Source organism: Pedobacter sp. ok626, from assembly GCF_900100435.1.
Classification (GTDB): Bacteria; Bacteroidota; Bacteroidia; order Sphingobacteriales; family Sphingobacteriaceae; genus Pedobacter.
Genome location: NZ_FNEX01000006.1, coordinates 186,836 through 209,993 on the forward strand (window position 1 = coordinate 186,836; position 23,158 = coordinate 209,993).

Consider the following 23,158-nt stretch of genomic DNA (forward strand, 5'->3'; position numbering starts at 1 on the left):
ACGTTATCGGTAGCGTTGCCGCTCATTTATCTGTTTCAGAGTGGTTTATTCTGTACTGATATCCTTAGTTTCGTTTTTCAGATTATACTATATTTAGCTATGGCCAAGCAACAAATCTCTTCCGTATCGGTAAGTTCCCTAAGTAAGCGAGATACCCTGATTTCAATTCTTATTATTGGATTATTGTTTTTTATATTCGGATTTGTTTCCTGGATTAATGCAATCCTGATTCCTTATTTCAAGATTGCCTGTGAACTTACGAACTTTGAATCTTACCTGGTTGCCTTTGCTTTTTACATCTCTTATTTTGTGATGTCTGTGCCTTCGTCCTTTCTTTTAAAGTCTGTAGGCTTTAAAAAAGGAATGATGATTGGCTTTTGGACAATGGCTGTGGGGGCATTTATATTTGTTCCAGCGGCACTGACTCGCACTTATGAGGTCTTTTTACTGGGCTTGTTTTCGTTGGGTGCGGGCCTGGCCATACTACAAACTGCAGCCAATCCCTATATCACCGTTTTAGGCTCCAAGGAAAGAGCAGCCCAACGTATCAGTATCATGGGCATCTGCAATAAGGGTGCAGGTATACTGGCGCCATTGCTGTTTGCCGCAGTCATTTTAAAAGCTACAGATGGAGAACTCTTTAAACAGTTGCCATTGATGAATAGCGCCGAGAAGAGTGCTGCGCTAGACGAACTGATTCGAAGGGTAATTGTTCCTTATGCTTGTGTGGGGACTGTGCTTATTGGTCTTGGCCTAATGGTTCGTTACTCGCCACTGCCCGAAATTGATACAGAGCACGAAAGCGAAGATGTGGCTGCAGCAAATTCTGGTAAGACCAGCATTTTTCAATTTCCACATCTTATACTCGGCGCAATTGCTATATTTCTACACGTGGGGACACAGGTCATTGCTATTGATACTATAATTGGTTATGCAGGTTCTATGAATATCCATTTGCTGGAAGCCAAAATCTTTCCATCTTATACTTTGTTTGCAACCATTTGTGGTTATACCCTGGGAATATTAATGATTCCTAAAATCATCAGTCAGGTTAATGTGTTACGCATCTGTACTTTGCTAGGTGCCATATTTACGCTGCTTATTATTTTTGGTCGGGGACAGGTTAACATTCTTGGGCATGCGGCCGACATTTCTATTTGGTTTGTGGTGTTACTTGGGCTGGCAAATTCATTGGTTTGGGCAGGTATATGGCCGCTGGCACTTGATGGGCTTGGTAGATATACCAAACTGGGTGCATCGATCATGATCATGGGGCTTTGTGGAAACGCCATTATGCCACTTTTTTATGGTTATTTTGCTGATGTGTATGATCTTAGGACTGCCTATTGGGTATTGTTCCCATGTTACCTATATTTAATGTTTTACGCATTTAAGGGATACCAGATCAGAAATTGGGCACCTAATAATGTTACCAGATAAATTTAACCTGTTGATGGTTTTCTAAAATAGAAATAATGAAATCAGAAGAACTTTCAAGAAGACAATTTTTAACCAGAAATGCCATAGTCTTATCGGGATTTGCACTGAGTTATGCCGGATTCCCTGCATTGGCAAAAGGTCATTTTAAAAACGATACCATCAAGGTTGGGGTAATTGGTACGGGATCAAGGGGGACTGGCTTAATCAAACTCATTAGTCAAATACCAGAAATGCAGGTTGTAGCCTGCTGCGATCCAATACCAGAGCACCTTAAAAATGGATTGAAGCAAGCTACCCAAGGTGCTAAAGCATATACAGATTACCGTAAACTGCTGGAGGATAAAAATATTGATGCGGTGATCATTGCTACTCCGCTTTATCTACATTATCCGATGGGCGTAGATGCCCTGGCTGCAGGAAAGCACATCTATTTAGAGAAATCCATGACCTACGACATTGCTCAGTCTATTGATTTGGAGAAAAGGGTTCGTCGATCGAATTTGGTTTTCCAGGTTGGTTACCAGTATCGTTATTTTGGTTTGTATCATAAAGTGAAGGAAGCGATAGATCAGAATTGGTTGGGAAAGATTACGAATTTTGAATGTCAGTATAACCGGAATTCCAACTGGCGCTTTCCAGTCAGCGATCCCAAAATGGAACAGGCTATTAATTGGAGAATGTATAAGGAATATTGTGGCGGTCCCTTATCTGAACTTTGCGCACATGCCATTGATGCGGTACATTACCTAACGGACAGCCATCCTTTAAAGGTTACTGCGATGGGCGGCGTAAACTACTGGAAGGATGGAAGGGATACTTATGACAACATTAGAGCGATTTATGAGTACCCTAATGACATTAAAGTAAGTGTCACATCTGTACTTTCCAACGCCTACAATGGATACGGGATCCGTATTTTAGGTGATAAGGCGACTTTAGAAATACAGCGTGATAAGGCATTTATTTACCCGGAATCGTTAAATAATAAGAGGGGGACGGTAGATGGGGTGACCGGAGCTACTATTGCGGTTACTACACAAGGTAAAGGCAATGAACTGATTTTTGAAAAACCTGGTGAGAAATCCTTAGAGCCAACCGTTTATGCCCTGAAGGATTTCGCAAATTGTATTTTGACAAAAAGTAAACCAGCATCTAATGCAGCTACAGCAAAAGATTCGTCCATCGCCATTCATATGGGCAATACAGCTGCTGAAACAGAAACCATACAACTCTGGAAACCAGAATATTCAATTTAATTATGCAAGGCAAAAGGTTAAAAATATATAACGGACAAATCATTACTCCATACAAAACCATTAAACAGGGAACAGTACTGATCTCAGATGGGAAAATTGTGGCAACGCAAGAAGGGAATCTTGATTTTCCGGACGCGGATGAAATTGATGCCAAAAGAAATTACATCTCTCCGGGTTTTATTGATCTGCACATTCATGGTGGGGGCGGGCACGACTTTATGGATAATACTGTTGAAGCATTCCTGGGTATTGCCGAAACGCATGCGCGCTACGGCACTACTGCCATGTGCCCAACAACACTGACCAGTGAAAAGGAAGACCTGCTGGAGACTTTGAGGATTTATGAGCAGGCGGATAAACTGAACGATAAAGGCGCAGAGTTTATAGGTATGCACCTGGAAGGACCTTATTTTGCGCTTAGCCAAAAAGGAGCACAGGATCCGAGGTATATCCGCGACCCTGATCCTGCAGAATACAAAGAAATACTGGCGGCCAGCAGTATCATTAAAAGATGGAGTGCTGCTCCAGAATTAAAAGGAGCTATTGAATTTGGCCGGTATCTGAAATCGAAGGGAGTATTGGCCGCAGTGGCGCATACAGATGCGATCTATGAAGAGGTATTGGAAGCCTTCGAAAATGGGTATACCCTGGCTACGCATTTTTATTCGAGCATGTCTGGGGTGAGTCGCCGTGATTGTTTCCGCTTTGCCGGGGTAATTGAAAGTGGGTATCTGATTGATGAAATGGATGTTGAAATTATAGCTGATGGGGTTCATTTACCTGCTCCTTTGTTAAAATTGATCTACAAAATAAAGCGTGCCGGGAGAACAGCCCTCATTACAGATGCCATGCGCGGTGCCGGAATGCCTCCGGGTGAGAGTATATTGGGCAGTTTAAAAAATGGCCTAAAAGTGATTATAGAAGATGGAGTTGCCAAGCTGCCCGACAGAAGTTCTTTTGCAGGGAGCGTTGCTACAGCGGATAGACTGGTTCGGAACATGGTAAACATGGCTGGAGTTTCCCTGGAGGAAGCGGTACGGATGATCAGTACAACACCTGCCCGTATCATGGGCTTGGAAAACCGAAAAGGTGCGCTTATTGTAGGTAAGGATGCTGATGTGGTTGTTTTTGATCGGGATATTAATATCCAGCATACCATCGTGAACGGAAGAGTTGTTTATAGCAAGCCTTAGTTTTTTCTGCTGCTGGATTCCCGAACGATGAGCTTTCCTGGAAGTACAATTTCTTCCGCGTGAAAATACTTTTTGGTAATGTGTTTGATCAGCAGTTCACAGCTTAATTTGCCAATGTCAAAAGCAGGTTCTGCAATGGTAGATAAAGAGGGTGAGATGATGGTCGACATTGGATCGTTAGTAAAGCCAATTACACCAAATTCTTCACCAACCTTTATGCCTTTGTTTTTTAATGTAATCATAGCACCTATTGCCTTTCTGTCGTTCACAGCAAAAATAGCATCCGGCTTTTCTTTCAATTCCATTAACTGGATGGTGTCGCTTTCGCCATGTTCCTGGGAAAAGCCGGAGTAAACCACCCAATCCTCATTTGGCTCAATATTGTGTTTCTTTAGTGCATCCAGATAGCCTCTGAGCCTTGCTTCAGTAAAGCTGAGTCCTTTAGGACCGGCAATATGTGCAATTCGTGTGTATCCGTTTTCAATCAGGTGCTCTACGGCCTCAAAAGCTCCATTGTAATCATCCTGCATTACTTTTGAGGTCTCAATTTCGCTGGCTACCCTGTCAAAGAATACTACAGGTATACCTTCATCAACAATTTCCTGGAAGTGGTTACAGGAGTCTGAATCAGAAGAAATGGAAACCAGTAAGCCATCCAGGCTTGAAACAGAAAGATTTTCTATAATAGCGAGTTCTCTTTCAGGAGAATCGTTAGTCACGAACAAGATGATGTTATAGCCATTGTTATAAGCTACTTCCTGGATACCAGTGATCACTGTAGAAAAGTAGTAATTGGTGATAAAAGGTAGAATCACCCCTAAGTTATGGGTACTACCTTTGGCCAGCCCTGTTGCATTAAAATTTGGTTTGTAGTTCAGTTCTGTGGCGAGGGCCAGTACTTTTTCTTTGGTTTCCTGATTTACATCGTAAGTATCCCTTAAAGCCCTGGACACGGTAGAAACTGAAATATTTAAAATTTTTGCAATATCCTTTATTGTTACGTAGTGACGGGCCATAAAGATTCGGAAGGAATTAGATTTGGTTTCTTGTTTATAAGCCTAAGGTAGTAAAAAAAACAAAAAAAAGGACCAAGGATGTCTTTCTATCATGACTGCATTAGCTCTCTGGTTCTACCTTCAGGTCAATAATCTTTTCAACCGGAGGAAGACATTGGTGTAGATCACAGGTCTGATAATATAAGCCCGTCTGGATTATTTCGGTACTTCTAATTCCTGCTGACCTTACTACTTTATGTACAAACCAGGCCTGTTTTTCATAAATCAGCACGCCTGGATCGTTGGAAGAAGGAAAGGGTTTACTGATCTCCCACTTACCAACGGACTGAAAGCCTTCCGGTAGTTTTAAAATATGTTCAATTGCGATATAAGGCATAGTAGAAGGGACATACTGATAGATGTGCCAGCCTGGTGCCATGCCGACTTTAACGATAATCGCAATACTATCCTTTTCCAGGAGTATCCGGGCATTTAAAGTAACGGGGTTCTCATTGGTTGGCTCATTAGATGTTAACTGTGCCACCGCGGCTGTTATCTTTTTGTCGAAGGCGGACTGTGCATTGGCACACAGTCCGCTAGATAAGAAGATTATAAATAATCCGATTAACTTTTTCATTAACTATAAGTATTGATCATGAATCTATATCCGTTCGTCTCCGAAAAGAATAACTTATTTCTGTTTTTAGACAGCCAGCTGGCCCAGTCCTTCGCAGTAATAAGGTTTTCGCCGGTGTACCTTTTCAGCACGCGCAAAGCGAGGTCGCTCTCCTTGCCTTTTTTCAGCATGGCAACACAGGCATCCAACAGCTTGAGGCTGTGATTAGATACACCGATCTTTTGAACGTCCTCATCAATTGAATAGTCATAAAAACCATCCGGATTACAATAAATGTAACCCATGTTTGCTTTCATATATTTTTGAAAGGCTTCAGCATCTGTACCAAATTTATCGGCAAATTTCCCCATGGATCTTTTCAAATAAGTTTCCCAGGAGTCAATTTCCTGCGTATTCCCAATATAAAGAAGGGAGGCTTCTTCCTCGGGAGTCAGTGTTTGCCCTGTAGCTTTTTTATCGGCAAGGCGTTTGCTTTCTTTTACATTACCTTCATTAAATGATTTCATTTGTGCTACATAGTCGTTATAATGGGTTTTGGTTGCAGCAGCAATAATTTCCCGCACATCATCTGTTGTTGCCATGCGGTCGTTGTATTTTCTGGCAATTGGTGTTTTACTATTAAATTGTTTCATGTAAGCAACCGCATTTACAAAAACTTTTTTGCCCTCATCTGTCATATCAGTTGGTGAAGCACTGAAGCCCCACAAGAAGAAGTTGCCATGGCGGCCCAATGCTACCGCGCCTACATCCTTTGCGCAAACCCCGCTGGAAATCATCTCCGCATCGGGGGATTCAGTGAACCTGTTGCCCCGAGAGACCAATCCTATCCTGCTCCCTTTACCATCAAGATAACCCGTTTTTTGCACTCTCCACATCGGGATTTCCTTGGGAACACCTGCACCACTTGCATAGTGAAAAATCCCATCAGGTGTTTTTTTATTTTCCATAGTAGGCATTACTTTTTCCAGAGGTCCTTTAAAGATCGCATGGTTGGTATTCAGGTGATGTGCGTCTGCATCCAGGCAGAGACAAAGCCAATCCAGTTTAAGACCAATCCTGCGGCCCATTTCATCAGCGGTACTTGCTATAAAAATAACTGGTTTAGAAAAATTATCGGGCAGGTACCTGGCTGCTGTAAACTTGCTTTCACCATTAGCGCCCTTTTCCATTTTTGCCGGTTCAACTGCCGTAGTCGCAAAATCAAAGATCGTTACATCATAAGGCTCAGAATCGACTGGTTTCCAGTCTCTACAATCAATAGTTTTCACTTCAGTAAAATACTGACTAAGTAGTGCCTTAAAAGCAGGCATGCGCAGCGGATATTCAGCTTTGAATTCCTTTTCAGACATCATACCCGGAGCAGACCGTTTAATTTCGGGCATAGGTTTAGCCGGATCATAGCCTACAAATAGCACTTTAACCGGACTTGTCGGACGCTGCTGTGCCATGAGTGGCCCTGCAATTAAAAGCAGGGCCAGCATCATTAGGTTTAAAATTCTGTTCATCATTTTATAATTTCTTTTTATACAAAGCCAACTGTGCTTCAAATTCGGTAACAGTAGAGTCCAATATTGAGCCTATAAACTTTCCTTCTTTTAAGGCTTCTTTGGCAGTTTGAAGTGCTTTTTCTTCTGAAATGATCGCATTTTTTATATCTCCAGCTTTATCATAAGCTGTTGCTATGAAATGATAAACAAGAGGTTTAACAATACCTTCCTGAGCCAATGCTGAGTTCCCCAATTCAGCTGCGTATAGATATGACTTTCTGGACAAACCTTCTGTTCCTATAATTATTCCTGCCACAGTTCCACTGAAACCATTGTTACTTTTGATCCAGCCCTGCGAGAAAGACATTGCTTCTGTTTCTCTTTTCAGCGCATATAATGCAGTGATCTTCGCTGAGTTTGCCTGCATCGCGATCATCTGATCTGAAAGATCAAGCGTATCAATGATCGCCAATACTTTGGTATATTCTTTGGCTTTGACCGCTTTTAACATAGGATCCAAAATTTTGAATTTTGCCATCATAGCTTCAGTTCTTACTTTAGATCCATTAAATTCCTGCTTAAAAGCTTCCATGTCATACTTTCCGGCAATTGACAGTTCAATAATAGAATCCAGTTTCATCGGATGACCAATCCATATGATCTTGCCTTCTTTTAGCAGAAAGGTTGCTGGAATACCGTTTTGTCCCGCTGCGATCATCCACTTATTGGCCATGTGCTGCTCATTATTATCTGCAATCACGTTATAAGCCATTTTATCTCCAACACTTTTTACGAAGTTAGTTACCGCGGGTAACGATGATTCGTAAGGCTTATCACCGGTTTTTTCCCAGATGTTAACACCGGTAAAAGTAACCTTACCTTCATATTTCTTAGCCAATTCTGATAAATGTGGCATCGCGGCTTTACATGGGCCGCACCAGGTTGCCCAGAATTCAAATACGTAAAGGTGGTCTTTTTCGTATTTAGTTACAGGTGTTCCCTTAATCCATTTGGCATATTTTAGTTCCGGCGCAGTGTCGCCTATCGTTAGGGCTGCCTTACTCTGAGCAGTAGCTATAGTTGTGGGGATGATTAAACCGACCGCAAAGATTATTCTTTTTAAAATGTTCATTTTTTTGATTGTATGTTTCATATTATTAAAATATATGGTCATTATTTATTGTCCGTAGCCTGTGTTTTGTATTCCGAAGAGGGGATTGGTATCAAACTCTGATCGTGGTACCGGAAAATAAAACTGTATATCTGAAATAATAGTTGGTCTGAGTTGCTTTACCGTGGCAAAAGGTAAACGCATCAGCGTTAGCCACTCAATACCATCCTCCCCGGTGAGGTTTCGTTCTACTTCATAATAATTCTGCAACAGCAGTGCATCTGTTGTGTTTGCATCATCAACAGCCGAAAAGTTGGTCACACCTGCTTTGCCCATAACCGTTTTGATCAATGATTTTGCAGCATTGAGGTCACCAGCATTAGAACGAATAATTGCCTCCGCCCGCATGAGGTAAACTTCAGACAAACGCAAAGCATAGGAGGTTTCGCTGAGTTGTGAAGGATTTCCTCCGACTGCGATATATTTTAGAAAATAATAGGTGTTCGGCGAATAAGCCTGGTAAGGTGTCAGCGCTCCGACCATCCATGTTCCCCTTGGGTCGTTCTGTAGCAGGTCCTTAAATTTTTGTGTAGCTGCAAACACCGACGACTGACCAGGATAATACGCCCGGCTTTGGATATAATAGAACAGTTCCTGACTGGGTTGCGGTTTGACCCCAAAGATCACTTCCTTACTACTCAAACCCTTTGTATAGAAAATATCCTTCAGGTTGTTTTCCAGTGCATAAGGACCACTTTGGATCAGGGTGTTTCCCAGATTGTTGACTTCTGTATAGTCAGCTTGCTGACCACGGCATAGTAGTACCCTCATCTTTAACGCCATGGCTGCCCATTTGGTAGCATAGTAATTTGGGTTAGTAGCGGGGGCATTGGCTATTGCGAAATCCAGATCAGCTAGTATAAAAGCATAAGATTCCGCGACCGTACTACGTGCCTTGGGAACCTGACTTAAGGTGATAAATTTATCTCTGATTAATACACCATTTTTGCTGTCCTGCTTAAACCATTCTGAAAAATATACGAGTATTTTAAAGTGTCCGTATGCACGTAAAAAACGGCTTTCTCCGATAATTTCATTTTTTCTGGAACCTACAAATGCATTGTCCGCCAGTACACTCACTCCATCGATTACAGCATTTGTAGCTGTGACCAACAAGTAAGCCTGCGTCCAAATCATGGGAGCATATCCAGCATTTGCATTCTCATTTTTTTCGTCAGGTACCTGGCCAAAACCATAGGCGAGGAGCCCGTTATACATCCCCCCCGCAACCTGATTGCTTGTCCAGTTTGTTACGTTGTTATTATCTACATTCGCAAACCGATAGTATGCGCCATTTAGCACCGTTTGTGCTGATTTCTGATCAGTAATCGCTGTGCCATCCACCCTGGCGTTTGCAGGTGGTTCGCTGAGCTGCTTATCACAGGACACTAAAGTCCCGAAAAATGCTGCAAGTAATATATATATTGAAATTCGTTTCATGTGAATTTTTTTTATGGTTATACAGAAGATTTAGAATCCAACTCTCAGCCCAAAAGTGAACTGACGCATAGAGGGATAATTGGCAGAGTCCGTATACCCGCTGATTAAACTATAAGGATCGTTGCTAATCTCTGGATCCGGACCAGGATACCCTGTGATGGTGAAAAGGTTGCTGCCTGATACATAAACCATCGCTGAACCAAGTCCCAGCCGTTTACTTAAATTATCTGGTAGCTGATAGCCAATGGAAATTGATTTCAGCTTAATATAGGAGGCGTCATGTACGGAAAGGTCGGAGCTACCGGTTCCAAATAGGTTACTTTCGGTGTAGACCAGACTTGGCCGGTCTGCATCCGGAGTCTGCGCGGTATAATGCGGTAGTAATATCCTGGTATTGCGATTTCCTCTATCCGAAAGGCCCAGTGAGCTGACATCTGGCAGATAAAGAATATCTCCCCCCACCGAGTAGCTAAATAAGGTAATCAGGTTAAATTGTTTGTATCTAAAATTATTGGTGATACCACCATAGAACTTAGGTTCAGCATTACCGATGACGTCACGTTTGAAGTATCCTTTGTAAACACCGTTTTCCTGAAGTTTGTACCTTGGATAACCAATGGCAAGATTGGAAAGAATTCCAAATTGCGCATACAAACTTGCTTGTTTGTAAGCATCAAGCTCTTGTTGGTTCTTAATCACCCCATCATATTGGTATCCGAAAATCAATCCGACAGGACTGCCTTCACGTAATATCGTATTACCGATAAATAAGGAGTTCACAAATGGATCCGTTTCCTGGGAAATGGCATTTGGATTCTGCAGATCCCTGTTGATATTGGTCACTTTGGATTTGTTGCGTGAAATGTTGGCAGCAAGATTCCAGGTGAAATTTTTGCCACGTACGATATCAGCCCTCAGGTCGAATTCCCAACCTTGGTTTCTAATATCAGCCACATTGACAAGTGCTGAATTGAAACCCGAACTTGTCGCCACTGTATAGGCCATCAGCAGATCAGAAGTTTGCTTATTATAGTAACCAACTGAGCCGGTAATCCTCGAATTGAAGATGGCAAAGTCTACACCTGCGTCCTTCTGCAAGGTCGTTTCCCATTTGATTTGATCATTTCCCAACTGTGTAGGGATTAATGCATTTGTAGAGGCATAAGCAGCAGGGGTAAATAGCGTATAAAATAGATTATTGCCTAAGTTCTGAGAACCAGTATAGCCCGCACTGGCGCGGAATTTTAGTTCGTTTAGCCAGGTAGCTGATTTCAGAAATGACTCTTCAGATGCTCTCCATGCAACACCAAACGAAGGGAAATAGCTTATTCTGTTGTTTTTAGGAAATTTAGAGGATTCATCCGATCTGGCAGTCAAGGTCAGGAGATATCTTTCTTTTAATGCATAGTTTGCACGCATATAAAAGCTGAGCAGTGCGCTCTGTGATTCGCTCGCTTGCGGGGGAAGTGGCAGAGCTGCAGATGACAAGCCATTCAGAAAAACATCGTCGGGAAAGCCTTGTCCGGAAGCCGAAAAGGTTTCAGCATTTGTCTTTTGCCAGGAGGTTCCCGCTAATAGGGTCAGACGGTTGTTTTCATTAAACTGTTTTTCATAGGTTAAGGTATTTTCGTAGAATACATCGGTTTGCTGAGTCTGGGCCTGACTAGCTATACCGCCATTCGAATTTACCGAATTGATTCCTGAAGCATCTGTTACAGAGACGGTAGAAGGTGCGTAGTTCAGTTGATGATAGCTTGAATAGTTTACCGAGGCGGTACTCCTGAATTTAAGCGATTTCAGTATGTCATACTCCAGCGAAAGAGAGCCTAATAACAGGGTGTTTTTTGAACTGTTTTTTCCTTGTAAAAGTGCCATTGGATTCTGGATATCGCTGTATTGTCCAAAGCCTGTATCTGCAGTATTAAATGCTACCGGGCTGCCATCTGCATTGAATGGGGCTAAGGTTGGCGGGGCATAAATCGCGGAAGAATAAATTCCGTTGGTCACATTATTTTTGGTAAAAGCATAGTCCAGGTTAGTGATCACACGCAATTTACTGTTGATCTCATTGTCCAGGTTTACCTTACCTGCGATTCTACTGAAATCGGTTCCCAGTAGCGTTCCTTTTGAGTCATTGTAAGCCAGTGAAGTATAATAACGCGAACCTGCTCCACCACCGCGGACACTGATGTCCGCATTTTGAGTGACGCCAGTGCGGGTGATGAAGTCGAGCCAATCGGTATTAGCTGTACCCAGGAAATTAGGATCATTGATGATTGAGGTTGCAACCCCATCGGCAGGTCGGCTCTGAGCCGCTCTAAGCGCATTGAGGTTTTTAGCTCCCTCCAGCATCAGGCTCTTGTATTGATCCGCATTCAACAGCTTTTCGGTTATTGCTTTACTCATTCCAGTATAGTAGTTGGCTTCTAACACTGGTTTTTGATTGAGTTTTCCTTTTTTGGTAGTGATGATTACAACGCCATTGGCAGCCCTGGAACCGTATATTGCCGTTGCTGAGGCATCTTTCAAAATGTCGATAGTCTCGATATCATTGATATTCAAACCGGCAAGGGTATTTAATCCACGTGAAAAAGAAGAACCTACACCATTACTCGCATAGTTTTTATCGTTTCCCAAAGCTTCTACTGGGTTTCGAACTTCTGCCTCACTCTGTACATATTTGTTTTGAATGGTGATCTGAACCCCATCTATAATATACAGTGGGTCATTTCCGCCAATCAAAGAACTCCCGCCACGTATACGGATCTTGGCCATACCACCGGGCGAACCGTCGGCCTGTACCACCTGAACACCGGCAGCTTTGCCAGACAAGGCCTGATCTATGCTCACAAAAGGTGTGTTTTTGACCTCATTGATGTCTACAGAAGCGACAGAACCGGTCAAGTCTCTTCTTCTTGTGGTTCCATACCCCACAGCAACTACCTCATCAAGGCTATTTACCTTAGGTTTCAAGGTCACTACCATATCGGTTCCTTTAGCCTCTTTCACCTTTATCAGTTTAAGGTCGTAGCCCACAAATGCAAAGAGTATAACATCATCTTCGGCAACGTTTGGTAAAGAAAACCTTCCGTTATTGTCAGTTATCGTTCCTTTATTTCCACTTTTTAATCTGATCGAGACCCCTGGCATTGAATTACCCGCCTCATCAACCACACGGCCCTTGATATCGACTGCCTGAAATCGGGCGACAATGTTATCAAGAAGTGATTGTTCTTTGGCTTTGATGATTACTACTTTGTTGTTGATGGAGTAAGTCAAGGGTTGATCTTTAAAAACTGCATCAAGCACATCTTCAAGCTGAACTCCTTTTACATTGATGGTAACACGCTTTGACTTATTTAAAAGCACGTTGGTATAAACAATATCAAATCCACATTGCTGGCGCAGTTCGTTGAGCACATTATCCAGGCTGGCATTTGATTTGGACAAAGTAATTTTTTGAGCGAGGCTGGAGGCACTTACCTGCATCAGTGTAGCCAATAGTATGACGGCGGTTAATCGCATAGTCAGCAAGATTTTATGGTATACCAGATGTGGTACACCGAGTTTCCTAGTGTAATTTTTGTACATTTGTTTTAGTTGGTTATTCAGCTTGCTTCTGCTTCGAAACTGTTGGCAAACTGAGGTTTACGTTGATTAAATTCGCGGGCCAATCATTCCCGGAAGTGTTGCACACTTTCGGGTTTTTAGTTTAATCCCTGTTCTAATATTCCTTTCGTATACTTTCTGTCATACTTTGTGAATTGGGTTTATTATTCTGTTAACTATCTTGAAACATAAATTTTTCTCTCCTCAACTTTAAAATGAATCCTGCCGGTTGATTCCAATACATTCAATACCTGGGAAACATGGTCAAATCTGGATACCGACCCCAGAAAAAGGTCTTCAGGCATTTCTCCCTCATAGATTACCTGTACATTATACCAGCGTGCGATCATTTTCATGATGTCCTCAATTTTTTTATCGTCAAAGACAAATCTTCCGTCTTTCCAGGCTGCTGCCTGTTCAGCCTTAACACTATGGACTTGAATGTCATTTCCATATTTTACAGCTTCATGGCCAGGTAAGAGCATCTTTTGCAATTGTGGGGTTGACACTTTTACGCTGCCTTCAATCAGGGTTGTTTTTATCATATCTTCATCCTGATAAGCATTGATATTAAAGTGCGTCCCAAGTACTTCAACTTCCTGATCTGAGCTTTCAACGACAAAGGGATGCGCTGTATCTTTAGTTACCTCAAAATAGCCCTCACCGATAAGTTTTACCCTACGCTTGCCCCCTTCATTTAAGTTGCTAGAAAAGGTTAAGCTGGATGTCGCATTCAACCATACCAGCGATCCGTCGGGCAGACGAACTCTGTAAGTTTCTCCATTCGCTGTCGATAGGGTATTTAGTTGGGCTGCCTGATTTGTGTTTTCTTTGATCTCATAGATGAGTTGTCCATTGGCAGATTTGCTAATAGTTACTCCTGATTGACTGGCTAGTTCCCCATTGGCCGCATTGGTTAAATTGATCTTTTGACCATTTGCTAATGTCAGCGTAGCACCTGAGCGACCTGGAGCTACATCACTTGCATAGGTATGTATACCTGATTGATTTTTTTGCAAAAACCAAATCCCCGTAGAGAGGAGAATGGCAGCAAGCGCGGCGGCGATTCCGATTCGAGGCCATAGTTTAACAGGTTTAGGCATTTTGGTTTCTTCATCGACTTTTTGCCAGATATCTTTCTTCAGGTTTGTTAAGTCCTCTTCTGTCAGCTGCCCGGGTTCAACCTTCCATTGTAAATACCAATTTTCCAGCAAGGCCAGTTCTTCCGGATTACAAGAGCCAGCTTTATATTTCCTTAGTAAGTGTTGTAAATCTATGTTTTCCATTATCCATCATAGAGGCTCAACTGGCCCCTTAATCATATAGACAGGGATCCCCCATAGCATAGGGGTAAAAAAAATGAGAAAAATAAAAATAATATTAGCGGCTGATCAATAAGACGAGATAGAGTAAGAGTCCTAAACGCACTCTAAGTATTTTGAGCGCATTTTTGACATGACTTCTAACGGATTGCTCTGAAATGCCGAGTTGTTCCGCAATTTCTTTATGGCTTAGGTTATGAAATCGGCTAAGTTGAAAGACTTCCCGCATTTTTGGAGGGAGCAGTTCAATTTCTTTAGCAATGATATCTGCAAGCTGGCGTTCTCTCAGTCGATGGTCGGTTATACAATCTGCAATTACAACAGACTGTGGCAGTGTCGAAATATATTTAGACTCCACTGCTTTATGGGAAACAACATTCATTACCCCATTTCTTACCGCAGTATATAAATAGTTGGAAAGGTTGCTGAAGTCAACTGAATCCCGCTTGTTCCACAATTTGATAAATAAATTCTGTACAACATCTTTCGCCTCATCCTTATCTTTTAGTCTGTTAAAGGCATGAATATACAGCACAGCAAAAAAGCGTTCATAAATTGCAGTGAAAGCATCCCTGTCACCTTTTTTTAATAAGCCGGTTAACTGCGAATCTGTGTGTTTTTCATATATCTGCATACAATATGTTCCCTATACCAATTTACGAAATATTAACAGGTTTAGCGGAGGCAAGTTTAAGCAAAATATTCCGAAAGCTATTTACAAGGCGCAAGTGTGACGACAGTCGATATTTGTTTATATTTGCTAACAATTTATTACCAGTTACCTAAAGGTTATTAGGCAATGTTAGCACAGTTTTATGGAACGTACAAAAGAGCAGCCAGTAAATAAAGAGTTTACCGAAGAATGTACTAAGGTACTCAATGCGGTGTCAGATGCGCTATATGCTGTTGGCGGCAAATGGAAGCTGATGATCATTATCGCAATGGCTAGAGGAAACAACAGATTTTCGGAGCTGCAAAGACAGGTGAAGGGTATTTCTGCCAGGGTACTTTCAAGTGAGCTGAAGGAGCTGGAAATGAATGGTTTTATTATTAAAAAAGTTGATGTAGGTTATCCGGTCACAATCGAGTATCAATTGCTGCCCTACAGCCACACACTAGAAAAAGTTGTTACCGCAATGACAGAATGGGGCATTCAACACCGGGAAAAGATTAAAAGCGAAAGGTCTTCCAAGACTTCATAAAACAGAACCAATAAACCTAATTTATTGGTTCTGATGATTGGCCTGCCTAATTGTTCAGCGGTCTTACTTCTATGATAATGAAATGGCCAGTGCGTTCCTTTATCAGCCATTTGCCATTTTGATAAACATATTTATCATCATACCTAACGCTGTAATCGGTAATGTTGTCTTTTCCTTCGGATTCTCTAACCATTTTGATCTGGGAGAAAGAAACCCCAGTTGCAGTATCGCCATCTATTTTTACGGTATGTTGGCCGTTCATCGTAAAATAGGTTTTTACAAGGGATGCATGCCCATTAAATTCCTTCTCCAGGCTCTTCGTTCCCGAGACATTTGCCACCATGGCATTGTTTATATAAACTTGGTATAGGGCATCTGGTGTAAATAATCCCATTACTTCTGAAATCTTTTTTTCGTCACTCAGATAGGCATAGGCATCTATTAGGTTCCTTAATTCTTGTTGAGTATCTAACATCTCTTGTATCATGATTTTTAATTTTATATGTGAAATTCTATTGTTAATGTGGTGTTTTGTTATACCAGAAATGAGGGGTCGATCTGGTAGGTGTCGAATAATTGGTATGCCCTAAGTTTTTTTTTGCCGAGCTCCAAGTGAGAATCCAAAGCCGAAAGGTCTGTTTCTATTGGGCTGAACTGGACCCCTTTAAGTAGAGCGGTGTTCAGGACTAACCCAATTGCCAGACTGATAGTCTTATCTGTCCATTCCTGCAATTCCTTTTCGTTGCTGCTCATCCTGTTATAATTTTCAAGAAAACCAGACCTTAGAGGAGCGAGAATGGTCTCATATTCCTTGGATTTCGTTGCATAATCAAGTAGGTCCTCTCCATTGAAATCAGTTCGTTTAAGAACAAGCAGCTGGAAAGGAGCAAACAAGGTCTTATCCGTCTTAAGGCCGGAAAGTTCATTACGGTCTATGCGAGCCATTGTAAATGGCCAGGCACCTGTTGAGGGCATAAGTTGAAAAATATCCAGTATCGAAGAATCTATTATTTGATCTAGTCCCATATTTATTATCGTTTACAATTCGTTCAATTATTTATTCGTTTTGTTGTCAGCAAAATTAGCCTATAATTGGTTACAATTTGTTAGTAGTTACCTAAAGGTTATTAGATAATAACAATGTAATTGGAATGGGAAGAAAAGATGATGAGCAAATTATGCATAAATAGTGGTGAAGGGTAAGGGTTTGAAAATCAGAAGATTTTGGTGATATTAGGGTTATGTAACATTTGTCGTTTGAAACCATCATATACAAAACAAATTCATAGTCATAACCATAACAAACCATTATTTCGTATGAAAAATTCCATTACTTTACTAGCACTGGTCGTGTTTTTGGCCACTGGGGCTTTTGCCCAAAAGAAAAAGAAGGCATTGGCGATGGCTGATTCCTTAAAAAAGGCTCAGGTAATCCCCCCTAAACCAATCCTTAAGGATAAGATTAAATCCAGCAAAAAGATTGATGGTCTATTTACAATGTACAGAGATACTGTAACAGGTAGTCTTCAGATGTATGTTAAAAAAGATCAGATCGGCAAGAATTATATTTATCAGAGTTTTTCTATGGGGGGGCCAACTGCCTTGTACCTTAATCAGAATATGATTAGGACTACCTGGTTATTCCAGGTTCAGAAATCTGATGATAAAATTGAACTACTTCAAAAGAATACAAATTTCTATTACGATAAGTCAAACCCTGTAAGTAAAGCTGCAAATGTTGACGTTTCGGATGCTGTTTTTTATAGCGATAAAGTAGTCGCCCAAGATTCAGTGGGTTATTTGATTTCGGTTGATGGTCTTTTTCTTGGAGATAAATTGGATCCGGTTAAGCCGGTTTTCCCACCAACATTGCCTCCGGGTGCAATGTTTAATCTAGGAAACTTAAATACCGCTAAATCGAAGTATCAAAAGATCCGTTCATTTCCAGGGAATACAGATGTGGTGGTAGAGCTTGCTTATGACAATCCCGCACCTTTGAATGGCGGAGGAAAAGATATTACTGATGCCCGCTATGTAAGGGTTAAAATGCAGCATTCTTTTCTTGAAGTACCAAAAAATGATTTTCGCCAACGTCGTGATGATCCAAGGGTAGGTTATTTTGGTGCAGAAGTAGATAACCTGACTTCCGTATCTCCAACACCATATAAGGACTTTATCAGTCGCTGGAATCTTAAAAAGAAAGATCCATCAGCTGCACTGAGTGAGCCTGTCGAACCTATTGTTTTCTGGATTGAAAATACGACTCCATTGGAGTTTCGTCCGATTATAAAAGAGGCAGGTGAGAAATGGAATGAAGCATTTGAGAAAGCTGGTTTCAAAAATGCAGTGGTAATGAAACAAATGTCGGATACTGCCAGTTGGGATCCTGCGGACATTGCATACAACGTCATTCGTTGGGTGTCCTCAGTCAATCCATCTTATGGAGCAATTGGTCCAAGCTTTTATAACCCTTTGACCGGACAGATTTTGGGGGCTGATATTACCGTTGAGTGGCGTTCCGGAGCCGGTACAGTTATAGCAGATGACCTGTATAATGGTGCTGGATCCTCATTAAAGTTACCTTGGGAAAACCCAATTGAAGCTGTTTCCTCAAGAGCTAATCATGTACATGGTTTAGACAAGAATCATATGGCTTCTTGCGCATTGGCTCAGGAGTTAAGTGTACAATATCAAGCAGGTTTAACTGCGATTGAAGCGCTTGATGCTGACTTACCTGAGGCAAAAAGAGAAGAGTCTGTACGTGAAATGCATAAGCAGTTCTTGTACTACCTGATCATGCATGAAATGGGACATACCTTAGGGCTTAATCATAATATGAAAGCCAGCCAAATGCTAAGCCCTGCACAGATGAATGATATAGCACTTACCCGTAAAATTGGACTACAGGGATCCGTAATGGATTATCCAGCCATAAATGTAAGCAGCGATCGTAGTAGACAAGGAGATTATTATACGACTAAAGCAGGGCCTTATGATTTATGGGCAATTGAATATGGTTATACGCCATTTAATGAGTCGGAAGAAGAGGCAGGATTAAATAAAATTCTGAGTCGTAGTACGGATCCACAACTTACTTTTGGTAATGATGCTGATGATATGCGTAGCCCAGGTGGCGGTATAGATCCACGGGTAAATGTTAATGACCATACGAATGATATGGTTGCTTATGGAGAAGACAGATTCAAGTTGGTAAACACAATGATGCCAAAGTTGAAGTCTCGTTTTAGCAAAACTGGCCAGAGCTACCAGGAGTTGCGTCAGCGTTACCTGCAGCTTAACGGTCAGCGTTCAAGCATGGCTGCGGCAGTAAGTCGTTTTATTGGGGGTATTTATGTAGACAGAAGCTTTGTTGGACAACAAACAACCACTGCACCATTTACTCCTGTTCCAGTGGCTTATCAGAAAAAGGCAATGGCACTATTGGGTAAATACGTATTTGCTCCAGATGCTTTTGATGCAGATAAATCATTATTCCCTTATCTTCAAATTCAAAGACGTGGATTCGGATTTTTTGGAACCAATGAGGACTTTAAACCTCAGAATACTTTTATGGGAATACAATTGAGTACGTTAGCTCAAATTTTGCATCCGAATACTTTAACCAGAATAAACAACAGTGGACTTTATGGTAACACCTATTCTGTAACTAATGTAATGAATGATTTGGCAAATAACATTTTTATAGCAGACCTTAAATCAAATGTTAACCTGTTCCGACAAAATTTGCAAACTGAATTTGTGAAAGCTTCAGCAAGTATCGTTTCTGCACCAGGAGGATATGATAATGCCAGTAAAGCAGCAGCGCTTTATACATTGAAAAAGATAAAAGCTCAGCTTGGGACTGCAGTTTCACCGAATGAGGAAACGAAAGCTCATCGTACCAATCTAACTTTCCTAATTGACAAAGCTTTGGCGGTTAAATAATATTGCAATACTAAAAATTATTAAATAGCTGCAGACTAAATCTGCGGCTATTTTGATTTTTAACTTTGTCTTATTTATCTGTATAAATAAATACTGTTTATCCAGCTAGGGCAGGGGTCGGAAGCGTTTGGGAATCCTAATTACAGGAAGTTGTTAAAGCAAGACATTGAATGGTCAGTATTGCAACATCGAAAATAATCTGTATAAGTTTTGAATTTCTTAACTTTGTGTTATGGAAGAGAAAGCTGCATTACAAATTTCCGACTTTAATAGTGAGCTAAAACTAAAAGGCTTCAATGTATGGCAACTTGAAGCAGATAGTCAGGCCACACGTATTTATAGCCGTAAAGACTTCTATAAAATTTGCCTGACCACAGGTAAAAGTGCGATTCATTATGCTGATCGAAGTTTCCAGCAGGAAGGAACGATTTTATTCTTTGGAAATCCACATATTCCTTATTCCTGGGAGACGCTTTCGACCACCTATGTGGGTTATACTGTTCTTTTTTCAGAAGAATTTTTTAATGCTTCCCAACGCAGCGAAAGCCTTCAGCATTCTCCCTTGTTTAGGATAGGAGGTACTCCAATCCTGAGGATTGATGAAGGGCAGCGGGATTTCTTGAACGCTATTTTCCTAAAAATGATTGAGGAGCAGAAGAGCGATTATGCCTACAAGGATGATCTGATCCGAAACTACATCAACCTGATCATTCATGAAGCACTAAAGCTGAATCCTTCTGAACATTATGATCAGCATCAAAATGCAGCAGGCCGACTCAGCTCGGTATTCCTTGAATTATTGGAAAGGCAATTTCCTGTGGAAAGCACTGATAAGCCACTGCAATTAAAAACGGCTCAGGACTATGCAGCAGCATTAAATGTGCATGTCAATTACCTCAACCGGGCGGTAAAGGAAACTACCGGTAAACCAACTACTACTCACATCACCGAGCGCATCATTAGCGAGGCGAAAGCGTTACTTCAATATACAGGATGGAATGTTGCCGAGATTGCCTACGCATTGGGCTTTGAATATCCTACTTATTTTAACAACTTCTTCAAAAAGTTGACCGGGACCAATCCAAAGGCTTTCCGAGAAGCTCAGGTTTGAAATTCTTAATGATCGGTTTGATAATCTTTACCGGTAGGGCTTAAGGCCAGGGTATCTTTGTACTTTCTGTTAAAAATGAAAGTAGGAGATATGGAAGCACGAAATGGTGGATTAAAAAAAATAGCCTATGCCGGTTGTCTTGGAGTAATTGGTATAATCAGTACTGAATTTGGAATCATTGGCGTTTTGCCACAGGTAGCAGCTCATTATCGAATTACAATTGATCAGGCAGGAGTATTACTTAGTGCATTTGCGTTGACTATCTTTTTAACGGGGCCTTTTATCGTCCTATTTACCTCTGGAATTAACAAGAAAAAGATGATGGTAGCCGCCATTTCGCTTTTTCTAGTTTCCAATATTTTATCCGCTTTTGCTCCGCCATTTTGGTTGTTACTTTTACTCAGAGTGCTGCCAGCTGTTTTACAACCGGTTTTCTTTGCCGCGGCTATGGGGGTAGTGATTCGTTCTGCGGGAAAAAATGAGCAGCACAAACTCATGGGAATTGTAATTGGCGGTATCGCTATAGCGCAGGTAACGATTATTCCACTGTCAGCCTATTTGTCTAGCTTATCTGGATGGCAAACCAGTTTTATGGTTCAGGGTGTGGTAAGTCTTATTGCTATTGCTGGCATCATCGCCTTCATTCCAAATATGCCTGTGACAGAGAAGTTATCTTATGGCAGTCAGTTAAGGATTCTGAAAAAACCTCGTTTTATCATCAGCGTAGCTTTAAATGTGTTTTTAATTTCTGCCTGGTTTTCATCATATAGTTATTTTGCGGATTACCTGCTGAAAGCTAAAATGATGACGGGGCAACAGGTGAGTTATATGCTTATGCTTTTTGGAATTACTGGTGTAATTGCCAATTGGATGGCAGGGCGCTTACTAGCGAAAAATATTCCCATTACAACTGCATTTTTTCTGCTGGGTACAATAATGCTTCCAGTTATACTCCATTTTTCAGGGACTAATTTCTATGTTCAAATTGCAGTGGTAGCTTTTTGGGGAATGATGTACGGTCCTGCATTTTTAACCACTATTTCTTATATGATTGATGCGGCACCGGAAGCACCGGAATTTGCCAATAGCTTACAGGCTTCTTTTGGTAATCTTGGTGTTTCAATGGGGACGGCAGTTGGCGGATGGTTTATTGCCAGTAAAGGTATTGTTCATCTTCCATGGCTAGGGGCTGGTTTTGGTGTCATTGCATTAGTCATGATGCTAAGTAGAGAACTATTGGACTGGAAAGTCGCAAAATCAGGGAAGATAAATTCAAACGTTAAAACCATAAATATACTAGGATGAAAAGTAAAAGCTTATTGATAATTGCATCTCTTTTAGTAGGAGGAAATGCGATATCCCAAACAAAAAAAATAGACAAAATGAAACAAGAACAAAATGATAATTATACTTTTAAATTAAGTGAGAAAGTTAGCCGTCAAAAAGTGACCTTTAAAAACCGCTATGGAATTACTTTAACAGGTGACTTGTACCTTCCTAAAAATACTGGAAGCAAACCCTTAGCCGCAATTGCTATTAGCGGACCCTTTGGTGCAGTTAAAGAGCAGTCCTCCGGCTTATATGCGAATACCATGGCAGAGCGTGGTTTCGTTACCTTAGCATTCGATCCTTCTTATACAGGCGAAAGTGGGGGTGAACCACGTAATTTAGCCTCACCAGAAATCAATACTGAAGATTTTAGCGCCGCTGTTGACTATCTTGGGTTACAATCATTTGTGGACAGAAACCGAATTGGGATCATTGGTATTTGTGGTTTTGGTGGTATGGCATTAAATGCTGCTGCTGTGGATAAACGGATTAAGGCCATAGCCACTACCAGTATGTATGATATGACCAGGGTGATGTCTAAAGGTTATAATGATAGCATGTCACTTGAAGAACGTACAAAAATGCTAGAGGGATTGAGCCAACAACGTTGGAAAGACGCTAAGGAGGGAACACCTGCAATTGGCCCACGTAATTTGCCTGAAAAACTGCAGGGTAATGAGCCTCAATTTGTGGTAGATTATTTCAATTATTACCGCACTGCTCGTGGTTTTCATCCCAATTCTGTGAATTCAAACGGCTCATGGCTTTTGACCAATCCCTTGTCATTTATGAATATGCCATTGTTAACCTATATCAAAGAAATCTCTGGACGCCCAATTCTTTTAATAGCAGGTGAAAATGCCCACTCAAGATATTTTACTGAGGATATTTATAAAATGGCTGAGGAACCGAAAGAACTCATTATCATCCCAAATGCAGTTCATGTTGATCTATATGATAAAGTAAATATCATTCCATTTGATAAATTAGGTTCTTTTTTTACCAAAAACCTTCAATAACA

The 23,158-nt window shown here is 41.2% G+C and carries 18 protein-coding genes; 8 read left to right on the forward strand and 10 right to left on the reverse strand.

The features are described from left to right. Positions 1-99 precede the first annotated feature (99 nt). From BLS35_RS10710 to nagA, 3 genes are read left to right on the forward strand one after another with little or no spacing between them, the layout of a single operon-like run. Positions 100-1,440 (forward strand): sugar MFS transporter, encoded by a 1,341-nt coding sequence (locus BLS35_RS10710; protein WP_090780714.1) that lies wholly within the window; start codon positions 100-102, stop codon positions 1,438-1,440. Positions 1,441-1,475: 35 nt separating this feature from the next. Next, positions 1,476-2,696 carry a Gfo/Idh/MocA family protein gene (locus tag BLS35_RS10715; protein WP_090780715.1) on the forward strand — a complete coding sequence of 407 codons (1,221 nt, stop codon included), beginning with the start codon at positions 1,476-1,478 and terminating at the stop codon, positions 2,694-2,696. A 2-nt stretch (positions 2,697-2,698) separates the two neighbouring features. Then, the gene (nagA, locus tag BLS35_RS10720) at positions 2,699-3,889 is read left to right on the forward strand and encodes an N-acetylglucosamine-6-phosphate deacetylase (RefSeq protein WP_090780717.1); all 1,191 of its coding nucleotides are present in this window, start codon (positions 2,699-2,701) and stop codon (positions 3,887-3,889) included. On the opposite strand, the gene BLS35_RS10725 is transcribed toward nagA, so the two are convergent. The 8 genes from BLS35_RS10725 to BLS35_RS10760 form a co-directional block, all read right to left on the reverse strand. Beyond that, entirely contained in the window at positions 3,886-4,905 is a 1,020-nt protein-coding gene (locus BLS35_RS10725; protein WP_090780718.1) for a LacI family DNA-binding transcriptional regulator, read from the reverse strand. The two genes, nagA and BLS35_RS10725, sit on opposite strands and share 4 nt — an antisense overlap. Before the next feature lie 100 nt (positions 4,906-5,005). After that, complete coding sequence (locus BLS35_RS10730; RefSeq protein WP_090780720.1) at positions 5,006-5,521, reverse strand: protein-disulfide reductase DsbD domain-containing protein; 516 nt, start codon at positions 5,519-5,521, stop codon at positions 5,006-5,008. After that, positions 5,521-7,029, reverse strand: coding sequence for a hypothetical protein (locus BLS35_RS10735; RefSeq protein ID WP_090780722.1), 1,509 nt, complete (start codon positions 7,027-7,029; stop codon positions 5,521-5,523). The genes BLS35_RS10730 and BLS35_RS10735 overlap by 1 nt, the downstream gene beginning before the upstream one ends. A gap of 1 nt (position 7,030) precedes the next feature. Next, entirely contained in the window at positions 7,031-8,140 is a 1,110-nt protein-coding gene (locus tag BLS35_RS10740) for a TlpA family protein disulfide reductase (protein WP_175459590.1), read from the reverse strand. Between the two features lie 45 nt (positions 8,141-8,185). Then, a complete protein-coding gene (locus BLS35_RS10745; RefSeq protein WP_090780726.1) occupies positions 8,186-9,619 on the reverse strand; it encodes a RagB/SusD family nutrient uptake outer membrane protein in 1,434 nt (477 codons plus the stop codon). Between the two features lie 30 nt (positions 9,620-9,649). Further along, the gene (locus BLS35_RS10750; RefSeq protein ID WP_090780727.1) at positions 9,650-13,144 is read right to left on the reverse strand and encodes a TonB-dependent receptor; all 3,495 of its coding nucleotides are present in this window, start codon (positions 13,142-13,144) and stop codon (positions 9,650-9,652) included. A gap of 260 nt (positions 13,145-13,404) precedes the next feature. Then, the gene (locus BLS35_RS10755) at positions 13,405-14,514 is read right to left on the reverse strand and encodes a FecR family protein (protein ID WP_090780729.1); all 1,110 of its coding nucleotides are present in this window, start codon (positions 14,512-14,514) and stop codon (positions 13,405-13,407) included. A 94-nt stretch (positions 14,515-14,608) separates the two neighbouring features. Continuing rightward, positions 14,609-15,184, reverse strand: a complete 576-nt coding sequence (locus BLS35_RS10760) for an RNA polymerase sigma factor (RefSeq protein WP_090780731.1) — start codon at positions 15,182-15,184, stop codon at positions 14,609-14,611. Positions 15,185-15,365: 181 nt separating this feature from the next. On the opposite strand from BLS35_RS10760, the gene BLS35_RS10765 reads away from it, so the two are divergent. After that, a complete protein-coding gene (locus BLS35_RS10765) occupies positions 15,366-15,752 on the forward strand; it encodes a winged helix-turn-helix transcriptional regulator (protein ID WP_090780732.1) in 387 nt (128 codons plus the stop codon). A gap of 46 nt (positions 15,753-15,798) precedes the next feature. Here the strand turns inward: BLS35_RS10765 and BLS35_RS10770 are convergent, their stop codons facing one another. Together BLS35_RS10770 and BLS35_RS10775 are read right to left on the reverse strand one after the other, a co-directional pair. After that, positions 15,799-16,239, reverse strand: coding sequence for a nuclear transport factor 2 family protein (locus BLS35_RS10770; RefSeq protein ID WP_090780735.1), 441 nt, complete (start codon positions 16,237-16,239; stop codon positions 15,799-15,801). A gap of 47 nt (positions 16,240-16,286) precedes the next feature. Continuing rightward, positions 16,287-16,778 carry a nitroreductase family protein gene (locus BLS35_RS10775; protein WP_090780738.1) on the reverse strand — a complete coding sequence of 164 codons (492 nt, stop codon included), beginning with the start codon at positions 16,776-16,778 and terminating at the stop codon, positions 16,287-16,289. Positions 16,779-17,069: 291 nt separating this feature from the next. Here BLS35_RS10775 and BLS35_RS10780 point away from each other — a divergent pair, with 291 nt between their 5' ends. From BLS35_RS10780 to BLS35_RS10795, 4 genes are all read left to right on the forward strand, one after another. Beyond that, positions 17,070-19,697 (forward strand): zinc-dependent metalloprotease, encoded by a 2,628-nt coding sequence (locus BLS35_RS10780; protein ID WP_090780740.1) that lies wholly within the window; start codon positions 17,070-17,072, stop codon positions 19,695-19,697. Between the two features lie 232 nt (positions 19,698-19,929). Further along, a complete protein-coding gene (locus BLS35_RS10785) occupies positions 19,930-20,808 on the forward strand; it encodes a helix-turn-helix domain-containing protein (RefSeq protein WP_090780742.1) in 879 nt (292 codons plus the stop codon). Positions 20,809-20,883: 75 nt separating this feature from the next. Further along, entirely contained in the window at positions 20,884-22,113 is a 1,230-nt protein-coding gene (locus tag BLS35_RS10790) for an MFS transporter (protein WP_254778818.1), read from the forward strand. A 77-nt stretch (positions 22,114-22,190) separates the two neighbouring features. Beyond that, positions 22,191-23,156 (forward strand): alpha/beta hydrolase, encoded by a 966-nt coding sequence (locus tag BLS35_RS10795; protein ID WP_254778820.1) that lies wholly within the window; start codon positions 22,191-22,193, stop codon positions 23,154-23,156. Positions 23,157-23,158 lie beyond the last annotated feature (2 nt).